The sequence below is a fragment of the Pseudomonas sp. TE3899 genome (genome assembly GCF_056279105.1).
Genome location: NZ_JBWBQR010000001.1, coordinates 1,706,016 through 1,722,911 on the forward strand (window position 1 = coordinate 1,706,016; position 16,896 = coordinate 1,722,911).

A 16,896-nucleotide genomic window follows, 5' to 3' on the forward strand; every position below is an offset into this window, starting at 1 on the left:
AGCGCCGAACCGATGAACAACAAAAAAACCACGCTGATCCTCTGTGGACTGCTCGCCTTGCCATTGGGCGCGCAGGCACAGGAAACCCCTTCGCACCTGGACAGCGTCATGCAGCAAGGCGTGCTGACGGTCTGTACCACCGGGGACTACAAGCCCTACACCTACAAGGCTGAAAACGGCGAGTACGAAGGCATCGACATCGCGATGGCCCGCTCGCTGGCTGACAGCCTGGGCGCGAAGGTGAAATGGGAGCAAACCACCTGGAAGACCCTGATGCCCGACCTGCTCGCGGGCAAATGCGACATCGCGATGGGCGGGATTTCGGTCACGCTGGAGCGGCAGAAAAAAGCGTTCTTCAGCAGCACGTTGGATGTCGATGGCAAGGTCCCGTTGGTGCGCTGCGAAGATCAGGCGCGTTACCAGACCATCGAGCAGATCAACCAGCCGGCAGTGCGGCTGATTGAACCGGCCGGTGGCACCAATGAAGCGTTTGTCCATGCCTTCCTGCCCAAGGCGCAGTTGCTGCTGCACGACAATGTGACGCTGTTCCAGGCGCTGCTGGACAAGAAAGCCGACGTGATGATTACCGATGCGTCCGAGGCGCTGTATCAGCAGAAACTCAAGCCTGGGTTGTGTGCGGTGAACCCGAGCCAGTATTTCCAGTATGGCGAGAAGGCTTATCTGCTGCCGCGGGATGACGTAGCGTGGAAGCAGTATGTTGATCAGTGGTTGCATCTGAGCAAGGTGACTGGGAATTATCAGAAAGTGGTGAGTGAGTGGTTGGCAGCGCCGGGCCAATAAAACGAATGCGCATAAAAACGCCACTCATTGAGTGGCGTTTTTATGTGAATCATAGATGCCCTATTCGTAGGGGTGCTATCAGCCGGCGATAAAAAACTCAATTTGAGGGCTGGCATTCCAATCTTCTTATGGCGGGCTGACTTGCTGAAATGGCCACCCTCGTCTATAGAATTCAGGACGATGAATCACTGTCTTTTAAACCTCCAAGGTAGGAAGCTATATGAAGCGATCAGTGGCAGCTCTAACAATGGGTTTATGCGCTTTTCCGTCGATAGCATTTCCAGCTTTTTGGGATAAGCGCGAGGAAGTGGTGCTGACCCCGGAACTTAGCGTCAGGCAGACTATAAATAATGAGTCCTACCAAAAAATAACCGTTTTGACATCAGATTTACCAGGAGCTTGCGAAGACAGCTTTGCACATGCATTTGCGAGAAATGTTGTCGGAGTGAACGGCAAAACACTTGTCGTTTTAACATATGACTCCATACCCGTATTAAAAATGGAATATGACCAAAAAACCAGAACCTGCAAAAAAGACTATATTATAAAGAAAGACATTGCAGGCTACGAACTGACTGCCAGCGCAAGTAACGAACACAGACTTAATCTTGTATATGCCTCAGATAACGAGGTCGACGCCCTTGCTAATGCGCTAACGGTTGGAAAGTCACTCTTTGCTGCTACTGCTACAACTGGTGCGCTGCTGGTCTTGCCTGCTGCAAAACAGGCAAGCGATTATTTTGATAAAGTATTCGAATCTTCCATGAATACCCATGATGATCATACTTTGGCGTTTCAGATACCTGACAGCAATCAGGAAACCAAACTTACCCTAAAAGGGACCATTGGCGCCAAGCGGTTCGTTCTCATGGAGCTATACCTTGATGTAAAGGACTCTCTGCTCGACGGAAAGAGTTACAGCGCCATCATGAACACCAAGCTGGACAGTTTGGTGAGTGCGCAAGAAACCCTCTTGAATCGCCGCGCGAGAGAGGGTATCAACTTCAGCAGTGGGGATTTCAGCGTTATAAAAAATGAGTGTTCATATCTTAGAAGCTCTTACCAATCCAAGCTCAACGGCACGGATATGCAGCGCCTCCAGGAAGCCTATCTACTCAATAACCACCCTGGGAAAATCAGCCAAGGCACGCTGGAACAATGTTTCGGTTATGCCATGAAGAAGCCTGCAGAGCAGTTGACATTCAAGTCACTGGTTGACGAGATACAGCCTGCTATCGACCTGGACACGCATTTTTTGAGATACCTTACGACAGGCCAATCATCAAAAGTGCTTACATCCAATGCAACCTTTCACGATCAAGATGGGGATTTTCGCGTCTCGACGGTTTCGGGATATCTAAAGCTAAAAGACAGCTCTTCGGCCATATGCCATACCTACGTTGGTTACAAGCAAGTTGGATATATGCAAATAATTGATAAACGTCCGTATTTTATTACTGCCTCAGTAGACCGGGAATTTACCCTTAAAGAAGCCAGAACTGGAAAGCTATCAAAAATAGAAAATTTATCAATAAGTAAATCCATTGATCAAGACTATGAAAACAAACAAGGCGTCAAGCAGTGCTTGGACGAATGGAATCAAACCCATAGGGTGGCGAGCATCAACTGATACTTGAGAGTGCTTTTCCATATTTCTATCAGCTACCTGACAGGCTACGGGCGTGTCGCGGACTATTATTCGCGCCGCGATGCCATGGCCTGCTCCTCTGATTTTTAACACTGCTGGCCATAGCCAAAGCGCTGTAACACTCAAGTTACACATATTGTATTACCAATTTAACACTCAGCAGCCCAACAAATAAAACACTATATAAACAGATACGCTAATCGCATTAAATTATCAAAATTTTCATACTACCTGCTTCACAAAGCTATTATCAATCCAGAAATCTGTCGTGATGTGCAGCCCCGGCACAAAGGTAGCCACGTTAGCGCATGACGGCATCTGGAATAAAATGCAGGAGGCATATCATGAAAAACAACATAAAAGCCATCGCCATCATCCCCGCCGCGCTCGGCATATTATTCTTTCTTGAGAGCGCCTACGCAGAAGATGAAAACTTCAATGCCTACATCTTAAAAGCAGTCGAGAAAATCAGCAAAGAGCACCCAAGCCAGGGTTACGCCAACAAAGCCTATACGCATAACATTCCTTACGGGAATGGTTTTGCCAAAGCGTCTGCCGCCCCCATGACCATGTGTGTTGCCGCCGTAGCCGAGATAATGATCACTGCGCTCAACCTGTACGTTGACGATACGAAAGATAAAACGCCATATGATTATCTCCCTGTGGATGGTTGGAACAAAATGCGCCCAATGGATATTCGATCGCATATATGGGTAGATCCGAAGCTTGACTCCTATGGCACTGCTGATGCGTTTGAAACCTTCGGAATCGGAAAAAGGGTCCCGTTCAAAGATTTGCAACCAGGGTCATTCGTAAATATAAACAGACTTAATCGCAGTGGTCATGCAGTCGTGTTTTTAGGCTTTATTGATGAGCAAGGGAAGATACTGCCTCATTACACAGACGAAGTTCGCGGATTCAAATATTTTTCGTCACAAGGGAAAGGAACTACCGGCGACTCGGGATTTGCTTATAGATATGCTTTTTTTTCATACGGCGGAGTTAAAAACTGCCCCGTAATTTCCGCAGGAAAACGCGATTGTGGAATCATCTGGAGCACTGGTCAGAAAATGCTCAACACTGGCTATATGCTCCCTCCAGGCAAGTGGAAAAAAGACGTTCGAGACAAAAATATTGCATCGATAGAAAAAGGACTTTACAAACAAACGCGGGCTATTGGTGGCGCCTTTATCGGCTTTCCGAAAGATATAAGCAAAGAGGAGTTCCAGAAAAATATCGAGACTATTGACACTATGAAACTTGGCCCCGCCTATGAACTGCCCAACGTCACCACTGACTTCTAATTGGATTATAGAAATGGTCATCCATCCGCCTCATGCCATTCCAATTTCAATAGGTATTCTATTAAGCGTGGTGGCTTCACTTGCTCATGCCTGCCCCACACCCGATGAAGTCACAGCGCCACCGCCTAAACCATCTGAGCTATCCGTACTTGACAATAAAGATCGTGCAGTCGAGCTTTACAGCAACAGCTACGCCCTCATAATCGGCCAATCCGAGTATGAAAAGCTTCCCAAGCTAGACGGTGTTGCTCCTGAAATGCGCAATCTTCGGGCGGCCTTGGAAGTAAACGGATTCATGACACAGGTTTACTACAACCTGAATAGTTCCAATCTAAGGTCAACCATCGATTGTTTCGTCCACTCCGTCCAAAATATAGATCCTAACGCTAGAGTTATCATTTACTACGCGGGACATGGCGCAACAAGAAAAGTCAGGGGTGTCGACACAGGGTACATTCTGCCAACAGATGCGCCAGCTTCAATTGAAGACTCTTCTTTTTTCTCAAAAGCGCTGGGTTTCAATCAATTCATAACATGGGCCAAGGACCTGGAAGTCAAGCATGCATTATTCATCTTCGACAGTTGCTTCTCTGGCGCAATTTTGACGCTTCGTGGTACGGAATCTTCTGAGCCGCAACCCTATACATTTATCTTTTCAGACATCGCACAAAAGCCGCTCCGCGCATTTCTAACCGCGGGAACGGGGAATCAGGAAGTTCCTGCTCAAAGTCAATTTTCGGTACTTCTTACCCAAGCACTCTTAGGGCTTAGAAGTGAAGCCGACTCTAACCGAGACGGATTTTTAACCGGCACTGAGCTGGCTAATTTCCTACAAAACACAGTACCTTTAATGGTGCCAGAGCAAAACCCCTCAATGGGAAAAATCCAGGACGCTGAACTCAATCTCGGTGAAATTGTATTTAAACTTCCAGGTCGCCCTCAAGCGATTACCGTGGCATCGCCCGGTAGCCAACAAACTATCCTGCGCCCGATTTTTCGTGGAACACCAGGAAAGAACGGTATCACCGTCGGCCAGGAGTACATAATTGAACAAATCGTCTCATCATCACTTTCAAACTGTGACGATGGATGTGATCCAAAAAATAAAGCGTCCATCATTGACTTGATGATCGAAATCCCAACCAACCTTCCATCAGACGCAATACTTTCCGAGCCGACGTTAACCTGCCAAGGCTGCTCAACGGACTTCATGGTCAACTCCGGCCCTGAGCTAAACCAAAACGGTAAATCGGCCAAGGCGACTATTTCGTCTTGGGAAAAGTCGGCGGTGTGGCACTTTTCTGCAAGAATACTAGCCCCTGCATCCACCGAAAAAACCGCACTTGTTGTTAACAATGAAAACAATGAACTGCTCTCAGTTGACGTTAACCACTTATCAGTCATCGCCCCACCCAAAAACCAATCATCCGAAACCAACAAAAAGATTGACAACGTCGTTATCGGATTAACTTCAGAGAACACTCCTGTTCGGAGAGCCGCCAGAAAAAACCTTGCAAACCTGCTGGATGAAAACCCTGACGCCACAGCAGAATTGATACGTTCAATGCCTACCGGCTCCTATCGATACAACATAGGCATCGCAGAAAGTCTGGCTAACACAGACTCAGGCTGGCAGACCAACGAGTCGGTTTCTCGAGACATACTTAAATACGCACAGCTGAACACCGAAGACCCTACGCTCAAGTCGAGTCTGGATAAAGCTCTCAAAAATATGCGCGTTTCGGTGTACTACGAAGTCGGTAAGGATGGCTGGTTAACAAACGCTGGGCAGTTAAAACCGTTAGGGCAGAAAACCACTAAACTTCCGAGCTACGCTAATCTCAAGAAAGGCGATGTTCTGGTCGCGGCTTCTGAGGTCTATCTCAGAACGGATGCCAGCCGCACTTCTGGCGCTGTAGGGATACTGCCTCCCAATGAATGCGTCGAAGTAGTGGAGCAGGAATCGGATGCCAGTGCATCGGCGCAAAGCGGCGGCTGGTTGAGAGTCGTACGTGCATCCTGCAAGAAAAAATAAAGCGTTCCAAAAGTGCTGCATGGTTGTCATGCCGGGCTTTTAACCAACCACCACCGCCCTTTGCAACCGCTGCCGATACTCACTCGGCGTCTCCTGCATTTCATGGCGGAAGTGCCGATTGAAATTCGACAGGTTGGCATAACCCACTTCGAAGCAGATGTTGGCAACGCTGAGGCTGCTCTGCGCTAGCAAGCGACAGGCCCGCTGGACCCGCAGTTTGCGGGTCAGGTCGACGAAGGTGTGGCCGGTCGCCCGTTTGAAGAATTTGGAGAACGCCGGTTCGCTCATGTCCAGGCGCTGGGCGATGACGGACAGGCGCAGTTCGTCGGCGAGGTCGTTGAGGATGTAGTCGAACACGATGCTCATGCGCTGGGCCGTCAGGGCATCAAGCATCGGCGCATATTGCAGGCTGGCGAGGTTTTTTCGTTGGCTGTCGGGCGCCGAGGCCAGCAGTTGCAGTAGCGACAGGAACAGGCACAACCGTTCAAACCCCTGGCTCTGGCCGATCTGTTCCAGAAGCTCGGCGGCCTTCTTGCGGGTCCCGCCGCTGAACTCGATCCCCCGGGCTGCTTGCCGGAACAGGCCTTGCAGCTCATTGAGTTCAGGTACCAGGTTGCGCAGTTGCATCAGTGCCTGACCATCGAACTGCAACACCACGTCACGCCCCTCGATCACCTCGCCTTTGCCCAGATCGCTGATCCAGTCGTGGGGCAGGCCCGGTCCGATCAGCGCCACATGCCCGGCTTCGAACAGGCCGATGTAATCACCCGCCAACAGCCGACCACTGCCTTCGCGGATCAAGTGAATCTCGAACTCGGGATGATGGTTCCAGCGCGCCAGGTCGAACGGATAGTCATGCTGATACCAGCGAAAACTGTGCTGCGGCTCGTTGAGGATGACTTCGAGCGCGGGCTGTTTGTCCGCGGTGGCGTACTGGCTCATCACTATCGCGTCCTTCTTATTCTTGTCGGTCAAGCAAGATTCACACTAAGGCGTGTGGGTTGCCTAGCGCAATGATCGGCGACCACTGATACTTTTTTGCCGCCGGCGCGTGCGGTTAAAAAAGTATCAGTGGGGCGTGTGCCGTTGATTTGTGAGGGCCTTGGGGAGCTGGTGTAATCGCTGCGCCATCCCGGATTACAACAATAAAAGATTCTGCTGCCCACGCCGCAGAGCGGAGAACACCATGAAGCTATTGCCCCACGCGCTGTTGCTGTCCGCCGGTTTTTCCTGCGCCCTGCTCGCCCAGGCTGCCGATACCGTCACCATCGCCACCGTCAACAACAGCGACATGATCCGCATGCAAAAGCTGTCGAAAACCTTCGAGGCTGCGCATCCGCAGATCAAGCTCAATTGGGTGGTGCTGGAAGAAAATGTCCTGCGCCAGCGCCTGACCACCGACATCGCCACGCAAGGTGGGCAGTTCGACGTGCTGACCATCGGCACTTACGAAACGCCGTTATGGGCCGCGAAAAACTGGCTAGAGCCAATGAATGACCTGCCCGCCGGCTATGACGTCGAGGACATCTTCCCTTCGGTGCGCCAGGGCCTTTCGCTCAACGACACGCTCTACGCCCTGCCGTTCTATGGCGAAAGCACCGTCACTTATTACCGCAGCGACCTGTTCAAGGACGCCGGGCTGAGCATGCCCGAGCACCCGACCTGGACCCAGCTCGGTGAGTTCGCCGGCAAGCTGCACCATCCTGACAAAGAGCAATACGGCATGTGCCTGCGGGGCAAGGCCGGTTGGGGGGAGAACATCGCGCTGCTGTCGACCATGGCCAATGCCTTTGGCGCGCGTTGGTTCGACGAGAAGTGGCAACCGCAACTCACCGCTCCCGAGTGGTCTGCCGCCGCCAATTTCTACGTCGATACGCTCAAGCGCTACGGCCCGCCCGGCGTGTCGAGCAACGGCTTCAACGAAACCCTGGCGCTGTTCAACAGCGGCAAGTGCGCGATGTGGGTCGATGCCAGCGTCGCTGGCTCCTTTATCACGGACAAGACCCAGAGCAATGTCGCGGACAAGGTTGGCTTCGTTGCAGCACCGACGCAAGTCACGGACAAGGGCTCGTCCTGGCTGTATGCCTGGTCACTGGCGATTCCCACCAGTTCCAAACACAAAGACGCCGCCAAGGCCTTTGTGACCTGGGCCACTTCCAAGGAATACATCCAGCTGGTCGCGCAGAAGGACGGCATCAGCAACGTGCCGCCGGGTACGCGGATGTCCACCTACAGCGATGCCTATTTGCAGGCCGCCCCCTTCGCCAAAGTCACGTTGCAAATGATGCAGAACGCCGACCCCGCGCACCCGTCCATGCAGCCGGTGCCCTACGTCGGCATCCAGTACGTGACCATTCCCGAGTTCCAGGCCATCGGCACCTCGGTCGGCAAGCAATTGTCCGCGGCGCTGACCGGGCAGATGTCGGTGGAGCAAGCGTTGGCCAACGCCCAGCAGAGCACCGAGCGTGAAATGAAGCGCGCCGGGTATCCCAAATAACGCCACGACACTCAGCCTTAACGAACGGATGAAAAAAATGAAACGTCTGGAAGGAAAAAGCACCCTCATTACCGGTTCGGCCAGAGGCATCGGCCGGGCCTTCGCCCAAGCCTATATCCACGAAGGCGCGACCGTGGCAATTGCCGACATCAACCTGGAACGGGCGCAAGCCACGGCCGCCGAGCTGGGCCCGCAGGCCTATGCGGTCGAGATGGACGTTACCAATCAGGCCTCGATAGACGATGCCATCGCAGCGGTGGTCGCGAAAGTCGGCAAGCTCGATATCCTGATCAACAACGCGGCGCTGTTCGATCTCGCGCCGATCACCGAGATCTCCCGCGACAGCTACGAACGCCTGTTCTCGATCAATGTGGCCGGCACGCTGTTTACCCTGCAAGCCGCCGCGCGGCAAATGATCGCCCAGGGCCATGGCGGCAAGATCATCAACATGGCCAGCCAGGCGGGTCGTCGGGGTGAAGCGCTGGTCGCGATTTACTGCGCGACCAAAGCTGCGGTGATCAGCCTCACGCAATCGGCCGGCCTTGACCTGATCAAACACAAGATCAATGTGAATGCCATCGCCCCCGGCGTGGTTGACGGCGAGCATTGGGACGGCGTCGATGCGCTGTTTGCCAAGTATGAAAATCGACCGATCGGTGAAAAGAAAAGACGGGTGGGCGAGGCAGTGCCGCTTGGGCGCATGGCGACCGCGGAAGACTTGGTGGGAATGGCGATTTTTCTGGCATCGGCCGAGAGCGACTACATCGTGGCGCAGACCTATAACGTGGATGGCGGCAATTGGATGAGTTGAGGACTCACCGCGAGTGGCGCTAATTGAGCCTGGCATCGTCTTTTCGCGTATTGTGCAGCGCTGTGAAATACACCGTATGACTGTGAGGGAATGAACGTTGAGTACTGAAGAAAAAATGACCGGGGATCTGTTCGAAGTCGATAAACGCCTGGGGCTCAAGCCTGTCGTGGACTTCAACGCTTATCTGCTCGCAGCCTTCGGCGAGGGTCAATGCACCTGCATCCGCTGCGTCGACAGCAAAGGTGACGAGACCGGTTATGAGTACCAACACACCTTCAACCTGGAAGGACAAGTGCTCAACCGCCGCTTCGCCTCCACCGCCGGTAGCGATGTGCTGATGGCGCTGAAGAAGGCCTGGCTGTCGTATACCAAAGTGGAGCTGGAGGTTTACGGCAGCCTGGCGCTGGCGACCGTCAAGGAGTTTGTCGAGCCGCAACTGCACAAACGCTTGCAGCCGCTGTTCCTGGCCAGTGGGCTGGTCAAGGACGTGGACGGGAATCTGCAATTGCAGCAACAAGTTGCCGGCTGAACCTCATTGCACACAGGTTCCACGCCAATAAAAACGCCACTCCATTGAGTGGCGTTTTTGTAAGCAGTTTTCCAGCGTACGACTAGAATCCGGGTACGTTGATATTTGCATGATGTCTGTGTTTCAACTTTCAGGGAGCGGAAGAACATTATGCAAATTCGCAGTAGTTATAAATGGATCACTTTTTCGGCCATCGCCCTCACCACGTTTGCGGCGTTGATATTCCTGCTGTTCAAGTCGTACTCCTATGAAACGTCGACCTATTTCGAATCCCGCGACTTCGTTCGTCAATTAAAGCAGTTGGATGCCAATTGGGGGGTCAAGATCCTCAGGGCAAAAATCGGCATCAATAGCAGCTTGCTGCTGGGAGCGCCCGCCGAATCCGGCAGCCGGTGGGACCAACTGGACAAACTGAACAATTCCGGCCCGCTGGCGGCTTTATGGAAAGTACGCCGCCAGGGCTACCTGGACGCGGTGCAAAACAAGACGCTGCTGGTTGATCAATTTAAACAGCACAATACGGTACTGCGTGCGGCCCTTGACGCCTTGCCCGATGTCGAAAACACCATTCAAGGCTTGCTCAAAGATATCAATGCCCAACAACCGTTGGAATTCCTGACCCGCTCTTCAAATATATTGAATCTCTCATTAAGCACCCTCGAATACGCCCTGTATGCCTCCAGTGATAAAGCCAAGGAAATTGACGACCAATTGGGCGTACTCAACCAATACATGAGTCAGCTCCCTTCTGAACGCCTGCCGCCTTTCAACACCTTCGTCGCTCATGTGAACGCAATCATGCGCGAGCAACCCATCGTCAATGACTTGCTCGACCGAATTAATGTGATCCCCGTCGCCCAGCAGTTAGACAGCATCAATGAGTTGCTGAACGAAACCCAGCGAAGAACAGAAGCCCAGGACCGCCAATACCATATCTACCTGGCCATCTGCGCCAGCATCCTGGCTTTACTGTTGGTGTACCTGACCGCGCGCTTGATTCGCAGTTATACCGTGATCAATAAAATCAACGGCGAGCTGCAAACGGCAAACGAGCGACTTGAACAACGGGTCGAGGAACGGACACGAGAGCTGATCGAGGCCGAGCGCGAACTGGTGGATGCCGCCCGAATGGCCGGCATGGCGGAGATCGCCACCAACGTGCTGCACAACGTCGGCAACGTGTTGAACAGCGTCAACGTCTCCGCCGATGTGATCGCACGCCGGCTGTCGACCAGCAAGACACTGGGCTTGGGTAAAGCAGTGAAAATGATGAACGATCATCCCGAAGACCTGGGACAGTTCATCACTCACGATGAAAAAGGCAAACTGCTGCCCCTGTATTTCAACCAACTGGTCGATTCCATTGCGGTCGAACAATCGGACATCGTCGAAGAGCTGGAGCAACTGACCAAGAGCATCGATCACATCAAGGACATCGTGTCCACCCAGCAGGCCTACGCCGGCGCGGCCCGCGTGGTCGAGCCGCTGAACGTGATCAATCTGTTCGAAGATGCGCTGCGCATGAACTCCGGCGCCTTGAGCCGCCACCATGTCACGGTGATCAAGGACTACCAGGATGTCCCGACCATCATTGGCGACAAACACCGGCTGCTGTTGATCCTGATCAACCTGATCAGCAACGCCAAATACGCGATGTCCACGGTCACCGAGCAGCAGCGGGAAATGACCTTGAGCGTCAGTGTTACCGAGCATTCAACACTGCGCTTCAGCGTCAAGGATCAGGGCGAAGGCATCGTCGCCGAGAACCTGTCGCGCATCTTTAATCACGGTTTCACCACACGCAAGGAAGGCCATGGCTTTGGCCTGCACAGCTGCGCACTCGCGGCGGTTGAGATGAATGGACACCTGAATGTCCAGAGCGACGGGCCGGACCTGGGCGCCGTGTTCAGCCTGGAGATTCCACTGGAACTGGCCGACAACCCGGGCAGTGAACAACCGGCGACGGGAGAGAGAATAAGCGTGCCGGATTGAGCCATCGTCGTTTCAATGTGCGGCCTTCTGCCGATGAGGGGACAATGTTCGCCGAACGCTTGGCGTCTCCCGCCCCCCCAAAGACCACGATGACCATCGATACCAAAACGCCGACCCCGCCTCCTCATCTTGAAGAAGGCTCGTTCAGCTTGAGCCGCCGGCCAACCGACCATGCTGCTGGACATGGCCGTATGTAGGCTGACGCCTGCTCCCCAACTCTTCATTCCCTGAAGTTGCCCTACCACCGTCACGACCGAAGCGCGTCACCAATTTCCTCAATAGCGAAACCAACGTCATGACCCGCTCGAATCAGTTCCGCAAACCGAAGCATAACTGTGGACCCTACGTCATGCGCCAGCGCGATGGTCATCAGCTCTCGCACAGGCTCGTGAAGCTCTGCTTCGACCGTTGGTGAACATGCCTGTCCGGTGAACCAGGTCACAACGGAGGACACCAGATGGCCTGAGGTATTTTCATCAACACCCAAAATTTCTCCCAACACCATACCCAATGTACCTGCGGGATGCTGCTCCGGGCGGCTCCATGCCTTGAGCTCAATCGACTCGCGCTGCACCTTCTCAAGGTTCCGCCGAATCTTCCCAGGAATGGTCGCAGCCGCTTTGGGACGGTTGTAGTACTCGCGATTGGCTAAACTTGCGGCGTCTCTGACGACCTTCCAGACCACCGACCAGAGTTGTGAAACGCTGTAGGTTTCCAATGCAGAGCGCATCGTACTTTTAATTTCCTCCAGTTCTTGTTCCGACAAATCATGGTTGTAGAGCTCGCATTGGGTACCCAGATAGCGCATGACATCTGCGACTGAGTAATCAAGCCACAGGTTGAAAATCCCTTCAGCATCTGTGTACACCCTATCCAACAGGCTACGGATGATCTCGTCCGCACTCCTTGACGCGGCATCTGGAGCCAAACGATAGACCACCTGTTCCCTCAACATCCAGATCTCATCGCCCTCCCAATAGTAGGTGCCCGGCCTTGCTTTACCGGGATCCTCAAGAACCAATCCAGCCTCACGCAATTGCAGCACAAAATCACCGACGTACCGAGGCGCAAGTCCTCGGCAGTCACCTACTGTGAAGCCGCCATTGGTCAGTCTCGGCGTAATAGCCCTGTCTAACGCCAACAGAAGGAGCACCTGATTGTCCGGTATCTCTGAGTAGTCCACCGTTCGGGTTGACTGTTTACGGGCGTATTCGGCCAACTGCCGTTCAAGTTCTGCGGCTTTCGTCTTTTCAGCCTCAAGCGCAACTGCGTCCTGGTCTTTCTGACAGAGGGTACAAAGTTTAGGGGATCGCGGAGGGACCTTCTTTGCCTCGGAGCGATTTCTGATTTCGATCAGTTCTGCGCATTTGGGACAGACCTGATTTTCATCGAACGCGTTGCAACGTTGCCTTATAAAGCTGGCCAGTGAAACGCCCTGAGGCATTTCAATCAGGCCCCCAAGATCACTCACTTTTTCGAGGTATCGCCCTAACTCATCGACTGCCCAGTAACGCTCAATCAACTCAATTTCCTGTGGGTCTTCAGTCAACATTTGTAGCTTGATTGCCATTTAAACGCTCCTGTTTTGCTGGTGGTTACTTTGTGTCCGGCATTCGCTGAATTAGTTACGCTCTTCGCTGAACGCTGTTGCGGCAACACCCTCAACCTTATTTATGGTTTTCTTTGATCGACGTTCCTCTAACAACGTCCTGGGCAACACAAACCCTTCAAAACTGCGCTGGGTAATCGGGTTGTTAGCCTTCTCCGCCCCAATCCGATAACGCATCAACCCATCGGCGACGGCAAAGGTCAGGTCCACACTGGTGTCGGTCCTGCCATTGAGATGCCCGCGACTAAGTAGCCGGAACAACGACCACGGCCCGCGATAGCTCAGGCTGGCGGTGTTGCCGGTGCTGTGCACCAGCGTCAGTTGGCTGCCATTGGTGTTGCTCAGGCTGTTGGGCCACACCAGTCCCGTGCGTTGCGGCGCGCCGTGCTGGTAAGGGATCAATTGGCCGTCGACGCTGAGCATGCTGCTCAGGCGGGTCGCGCTCAGGGCCAAGGGTTCGATGGTGAGTTGTACGGCCAGGTGGCCGCGATGATTGAAGAAGGTGTCGCGGATACGCTCGACCTTCTTGAGTTGTTCCAGTACGTCGCTACGTACCAAGTAGCCGCCGAGGCTGTCGGAGTACAGCGCGTCGAGGTTGTCCTTGAGAAACACGTTCAGGTATTGATCGTGGAACTGCTGCAGACGCCCCTGCGGGCCGAAGAAGGCTTCGAAGTCTTCCAGCGAGGCGTCCTCGCCGCTGACCTTGAACGGGTAACGGCCTGCCAGGCGGTCGCGATAGAAGCTATAAATTTCACTGTCCCAGCGTTTTTCCAGCTCGCGCAAAGCGGCAATCACCAGTACCTGCGAGGTCTGGTCGGCGAGTTTTTTGACCTGCTGGCTCAGTGGTTCGGGCAGGCCCACGGCGACACGTTGCAGGTTGGCAATCGGGTCGGCACCGCCCAGGGAGAAGCGGTTAAGTACGGTTTTCAGCGCCGCCTTGCCGGGGTCGGGATTGTCGTGCACTGCTTTGGCGTAGTCGTAGACGGCACTCACCGAGCGCAGGGTTTCTTCGTAATAGGACGGCTGTTCGCCTCGCGCGGTGATCAGCTCGGCCAGGCTGGCGAACGCCCGCCGGATGCCAACTGCTTGTTGCTGACCGTCCGACACCTTGTCCAACGTCAGCGGTGCCTGCCCTTCGACCAAGGGCACCGACGGGTAGATCACGCTATTGTCGCGCAGAGTTTCCAGCAGACGCCGCAGAGGGGCGGCCGGGCCAGTGATTTGCTCCAGCACGGCCACGCCGTGGCTGAGGTCGTCGAAGTCGGTGATCGCGAACTGATTCAGCGCACGTCGCCAGCTGTCGACGTAGTCGGCGCTGTATAACGCGCGGACCCGCTGGGTCAGTACTTTGCGATCTTCGTCAGAGTAGTCCAGACGTTGTCGCTCGCCGAGCACCCACTGGTCGATCATCGCCAGTTCGATGATGCCCTTGGTGCCAGGCTCGAAATAGTCCCTGAAGCCCTTGGCGGTGAGCAGCGGTGCCACCCTCAAGCCGCTCCCCTCTTGATCGGTGCTCAACGAACTGTAGACGATGTCGAACGCCGGACCGACCTCGGTGCGCAGGTCCAGCGGGCGGGGCAAACGCTCTTGGGCATCCTGTTTCAGGCTCATGTAGACCCGTTCAGACATAGGCAACTGGCGTAATTGTTGTTGCATTTGGGCAATGCGCTCACGGTAGTGCGGCAAATCGGCGTCGGCGTATTTCAGCGCGTAGCCCAGGTGCCCCATCAGATCGGCCTGTAATTGGCCCTGCCCCGGATAGGCCCGCTGCCACTGTTTGGCAACCCACTCCTCGACGATGGCCGGGCGGCGGTTTTGCCGTTCTTCAAGCATGCGGTAAACGCGCAAGGCCGCCAGTTGCTGATTACTGCCGGCGGGCGCGGCGTTGATGACGTCCAGCACACCGCTGGCAATCGCCGGCAGAAAGCGTTTGGACAGTAGATTCAGATAGGCCTCATCCACCGTCGGGCCAATTGCCCTCCCCTGATACAGCCCCATATCCGACAGCAACGGCCACGCCTCGCGATAGTCACCGTACACCAGCACCGCATCGCGGATCTGGTCCAGCGGTACCAGCAGGTTACGGCCGGTGGTGTCGACCTTGGCATCGATGTCCCGCCCACTGAACTCCTGACTCTTGGCCAGGACGCTGGCTGCTTTGTCGCGGTTGATGTTGAAGTAAAACTGCCAAGTCCCGATGACCACCAAAACGCCCAAGGACGCGACACTGAACCCCGCGATCAGCAGCCGCCGCTTGTTGCGGGCCACCTTGATGTTGTCGCCGGCCAGGCCCGCTTCGGGGTAGATCACTCGCTGGAACAGTTGCTGGGCAAAGTAGATCGCCGAGCCACCGGTAGGCTTGACCTCCGGCGGCGGTGGCGGAAGTTGATACGCCTGCCCCGCTTCTTTGACGAAGGCATTACTCAGGGTGCCTTGCTGCAAGACCGAGGCGAAATACAGCCCGCGCACCAGCGCCGGGGTGGTGAAACAATCGCTGCCGAGCATTTCGCTCAGGAAGCCGAACAGTGCCGGGCGCAGGCCTGCCATCTGATGCACCAGCGCCTGCAAGCGATCGCGTTCGGTCAGACCAGATGACGTCCTGACACCGTCGAAAATCTGCTCGTTGAGGCAGACGACAAAGGTTTGGTATTGGCGCGTCAGTTCCGCCAACCAGGCATCAAAGTCATCCACCGCGTCCAGGCTGAAGGTGAAGCCCAGCAGGTCTTCGCGCCCACTGCGCGACAACCGGGCGAAGAACTCTTCGAAGCCTTCCAGCAGGTCTAACTTGCTCAGCGTCACGTACACCGGCAAGCGCGTGCCCAATTGCCGTGTCAACTCAAACAGCCGGGTGCGCAGCAGGTTGGCGTGGGCCTTGCGTTGTTCGGGACGTTGCGCCAACAAGGCCTGCACATCGACCACCAACACAACCCCGTTGAGTGCCCGACGGCTGCGGTTGCGCGCCAGCCAGTCGAGCAGGTGCTGCCATAGCCGTGGGTGAGTGCCTTCGGGCAATACCGGTTTGACCTTGCCTTGGGTCGCGCCCTGGTACTCGGTGTTATCTGCCGTTGGCTCCGGGTGACTGAGGAACTCACCCGGCGGGTCGATCAACACCGCCTCGTCACCAATCCACCAATCCACCGGGTAGGCCAGTTGCTCTTCCTGATGCGCCCTGACACCGGCCTTGGTCACATGGGACAAGGCAAAGCTCTGGTTGGAGCGGGTGATCAGGCTGGTTTTGCCGGCATTTTCCTCGCCCAACACCAGGTACCACGGCAGTTGGTAGAGAGAACGGCGGCGCTCCATGTTGTTCAGCAAATTGCCCAGGCTGCGGTCCAGCGCCCGTTCCTGCGCCTCGACATAGGGCAGACAAGGGTCGGCTTGCACCGCGGCCTCATGTTGGCGTTCAAGCTGCAGCCGCTGGTAACGATTACGCACCCGCCATGCCCAGATCAGCAACGGCACCACCAACACCACGACGCTGGCCGAGACGCGCATCGCCAACTCGCTCAGCGGCTGATGCTCACGCCAAACCCACTGCGGGCCCAGCCACCAGATGGCGATCAATAAAAACAACACGCCCAGCAGCACCAGTATCGGCAATGCCTGGTTGAACTGACGCAGTACCGGCAGGCCCCAGCGTTTGAGGTAACCCCAGACTGTCTTCATGAAT

The 16,896-nt window shown here is 54.7% G+C and carries 11 protein-coding genes; 8 read left to right on the plus strand and 3 right to left on the minus strand.

Annotation, left to right across the window (positions count from 1 at the left end):
* Nucleotides 1–12 precede the first annotated feature (12 nt).
* The 4 genes from ACZ89E_RS07675 (at nt 13) to ACZ89E_RS07690 (ending at nt 5,788) form a co-directional block, all read left to right on the plus strand.
* A complete protein-coding gene (locus tag ACZ89E_RS07675) occupies nt 13–801 on the plus strand; it encodes a transporter substrate-binding domain-containing protein (RefSeq protein ID WP_476257026.1) in 789 nt (262 codons plus the stop codon).
* A 220-nt stretch (nt 802–1,021) separates the two neighbouring features.
* Nucleotides 1,022–2,431: a hypothetical protein gene (locus tag ACZ89E_RS07680; protein WP_476255267.1), complete on the plus strand. Its 1,410-nt coding sequence runs from the start codon at nt 1,022–1,024 to the stop codon at nt 2,429–2,431.
* Nucleotides 2,432–2,793: 362 nt separating this feature from the next.
* Nucleotides 2,794–3,753 (plus strand): hypothetical protein, encoded by a 960-nt coding sequence (locus ACZ89E_RS07685; RefSeq protein WP_476255268.1) that lies wholly within the window; start codon nt 2,794–2,796, stop codon nt 3,751–3,753.
* A gap of 13 nt (nt 3,754–3,766) precedes the next feature.
* Nucleotides 3,767–5,788, plus strand: a complete 2,022-nt coding sequence (locus ACZ89E_RS07690; protein WP_476255269.1) for a caspase family protein — start codon at nt 3,767–3,769, stop codon at nt 5,786–5,788.
* Between the two features lie 39 nt (nt 5,789–5,827).
* Here the strand turns inward: ACZ89E_RS07690 and ACZ89E_RS07695 are convergent, their stop codons facing one another.
* Nucleotides 5,828–6,730, minus strand: a complete 903-nt coding sequence (locus ACZ89E_RS07695) for a helix-turn-helix domain-containing protein (protein ID WP_476255270.1) — start codon at nt 6,728–6,730, stop codon at nt 5,828–5,830.
* Between the two features lie 244 nt (nt 6,731–6,974).
* On the opposite strand from ACZ89E_RS07695, the gene ACZ89E_RS07700 reads away from it, so the two are divergent.
* The 4 genes from ACZ89E_RS07700 (at nt 6,975) to ACZ89E_RS07715 (ending at nt 11,617) form a co-directional block, all read left to right on the plus strand.
* Nucleotides 6,975–8,285: an ABC transporter substrate-binding protein gene (locus ACZ89E_RS07700; protein ID WP_476255271.1), complete on the plus strand. Its 1,311-nt coding sequence runs from the start codon at nt 6,975–6,977 to the stop codon at nt 8,283–8,285.
* Nucleotides 8,286–8,322: 37 nt separating this feature from the next.
* Nucleotides 8,323–9,096: an L-iditol 2-dehydrogenase gene (locus tag ACZ89E_RS07705; protein WP_149661206.1), complete on the plus strand. Its 774-nt coding sequence runs from the start codon at nt 8,323–8,325 to the stop codon at nt 9,094–9,096.
* Between the two features lie 97 nt (nt 9,097–9,193).
* Entirely contained in the window at nt 9,194–9,625 is a 432-nt protein-coding gene (locus ACZ89E_RS07710) for a hypothetical protein (protein ID WP_178129251.1), read from the plus strand.
* A 150-nt stretch (nt 9,626–9,775) separates the two neighbouring features.
* Nucleotides 9,776–11,617, plus strand: a complete 1,842-nt coding sequence (locus ACZ89E_RS07715) for a DAHL domain-containing protein (protein ID WP_476255272.1) — start codon at nt 9,776–9,778, stop codon at nt 11,615–11,617.
* 247 nt (nt 11,618–11,864) lie between these two features.
* On the opposite strand, the gene ACZ89E_RS07720 is transcribed toward ACZ89E_RS07715, so the two are convergent.
* Nucleotides 11,865–13,187 (minus strand): hypothetical protein, encoded by a 1,323-nt coding sequence (locus ACZ89E_RS07720; RefSeq protein ID WP_476255273.1) that lies wholly within the window; start codon nt 13,185–13,187, stop codon nt 11,865–11,867.
* A 51-nt stretch (nt 13,188–13,238) separates the two neighbouring features.
* Nucleotides 13,239–16,892, minus strand: a complete 3,654-nt coding sequence (gene tssM / locus ACZ89E_RS07725; RefSeq protein WP_476255274.1) for a type VI secretion system membrane subunit TssM — start codon at nt 16,890–16,892, stop codon at nt 13,239–13,241.
* Nucleotides 16,893–16,896 lie beyond the last annotated feature (4 nt).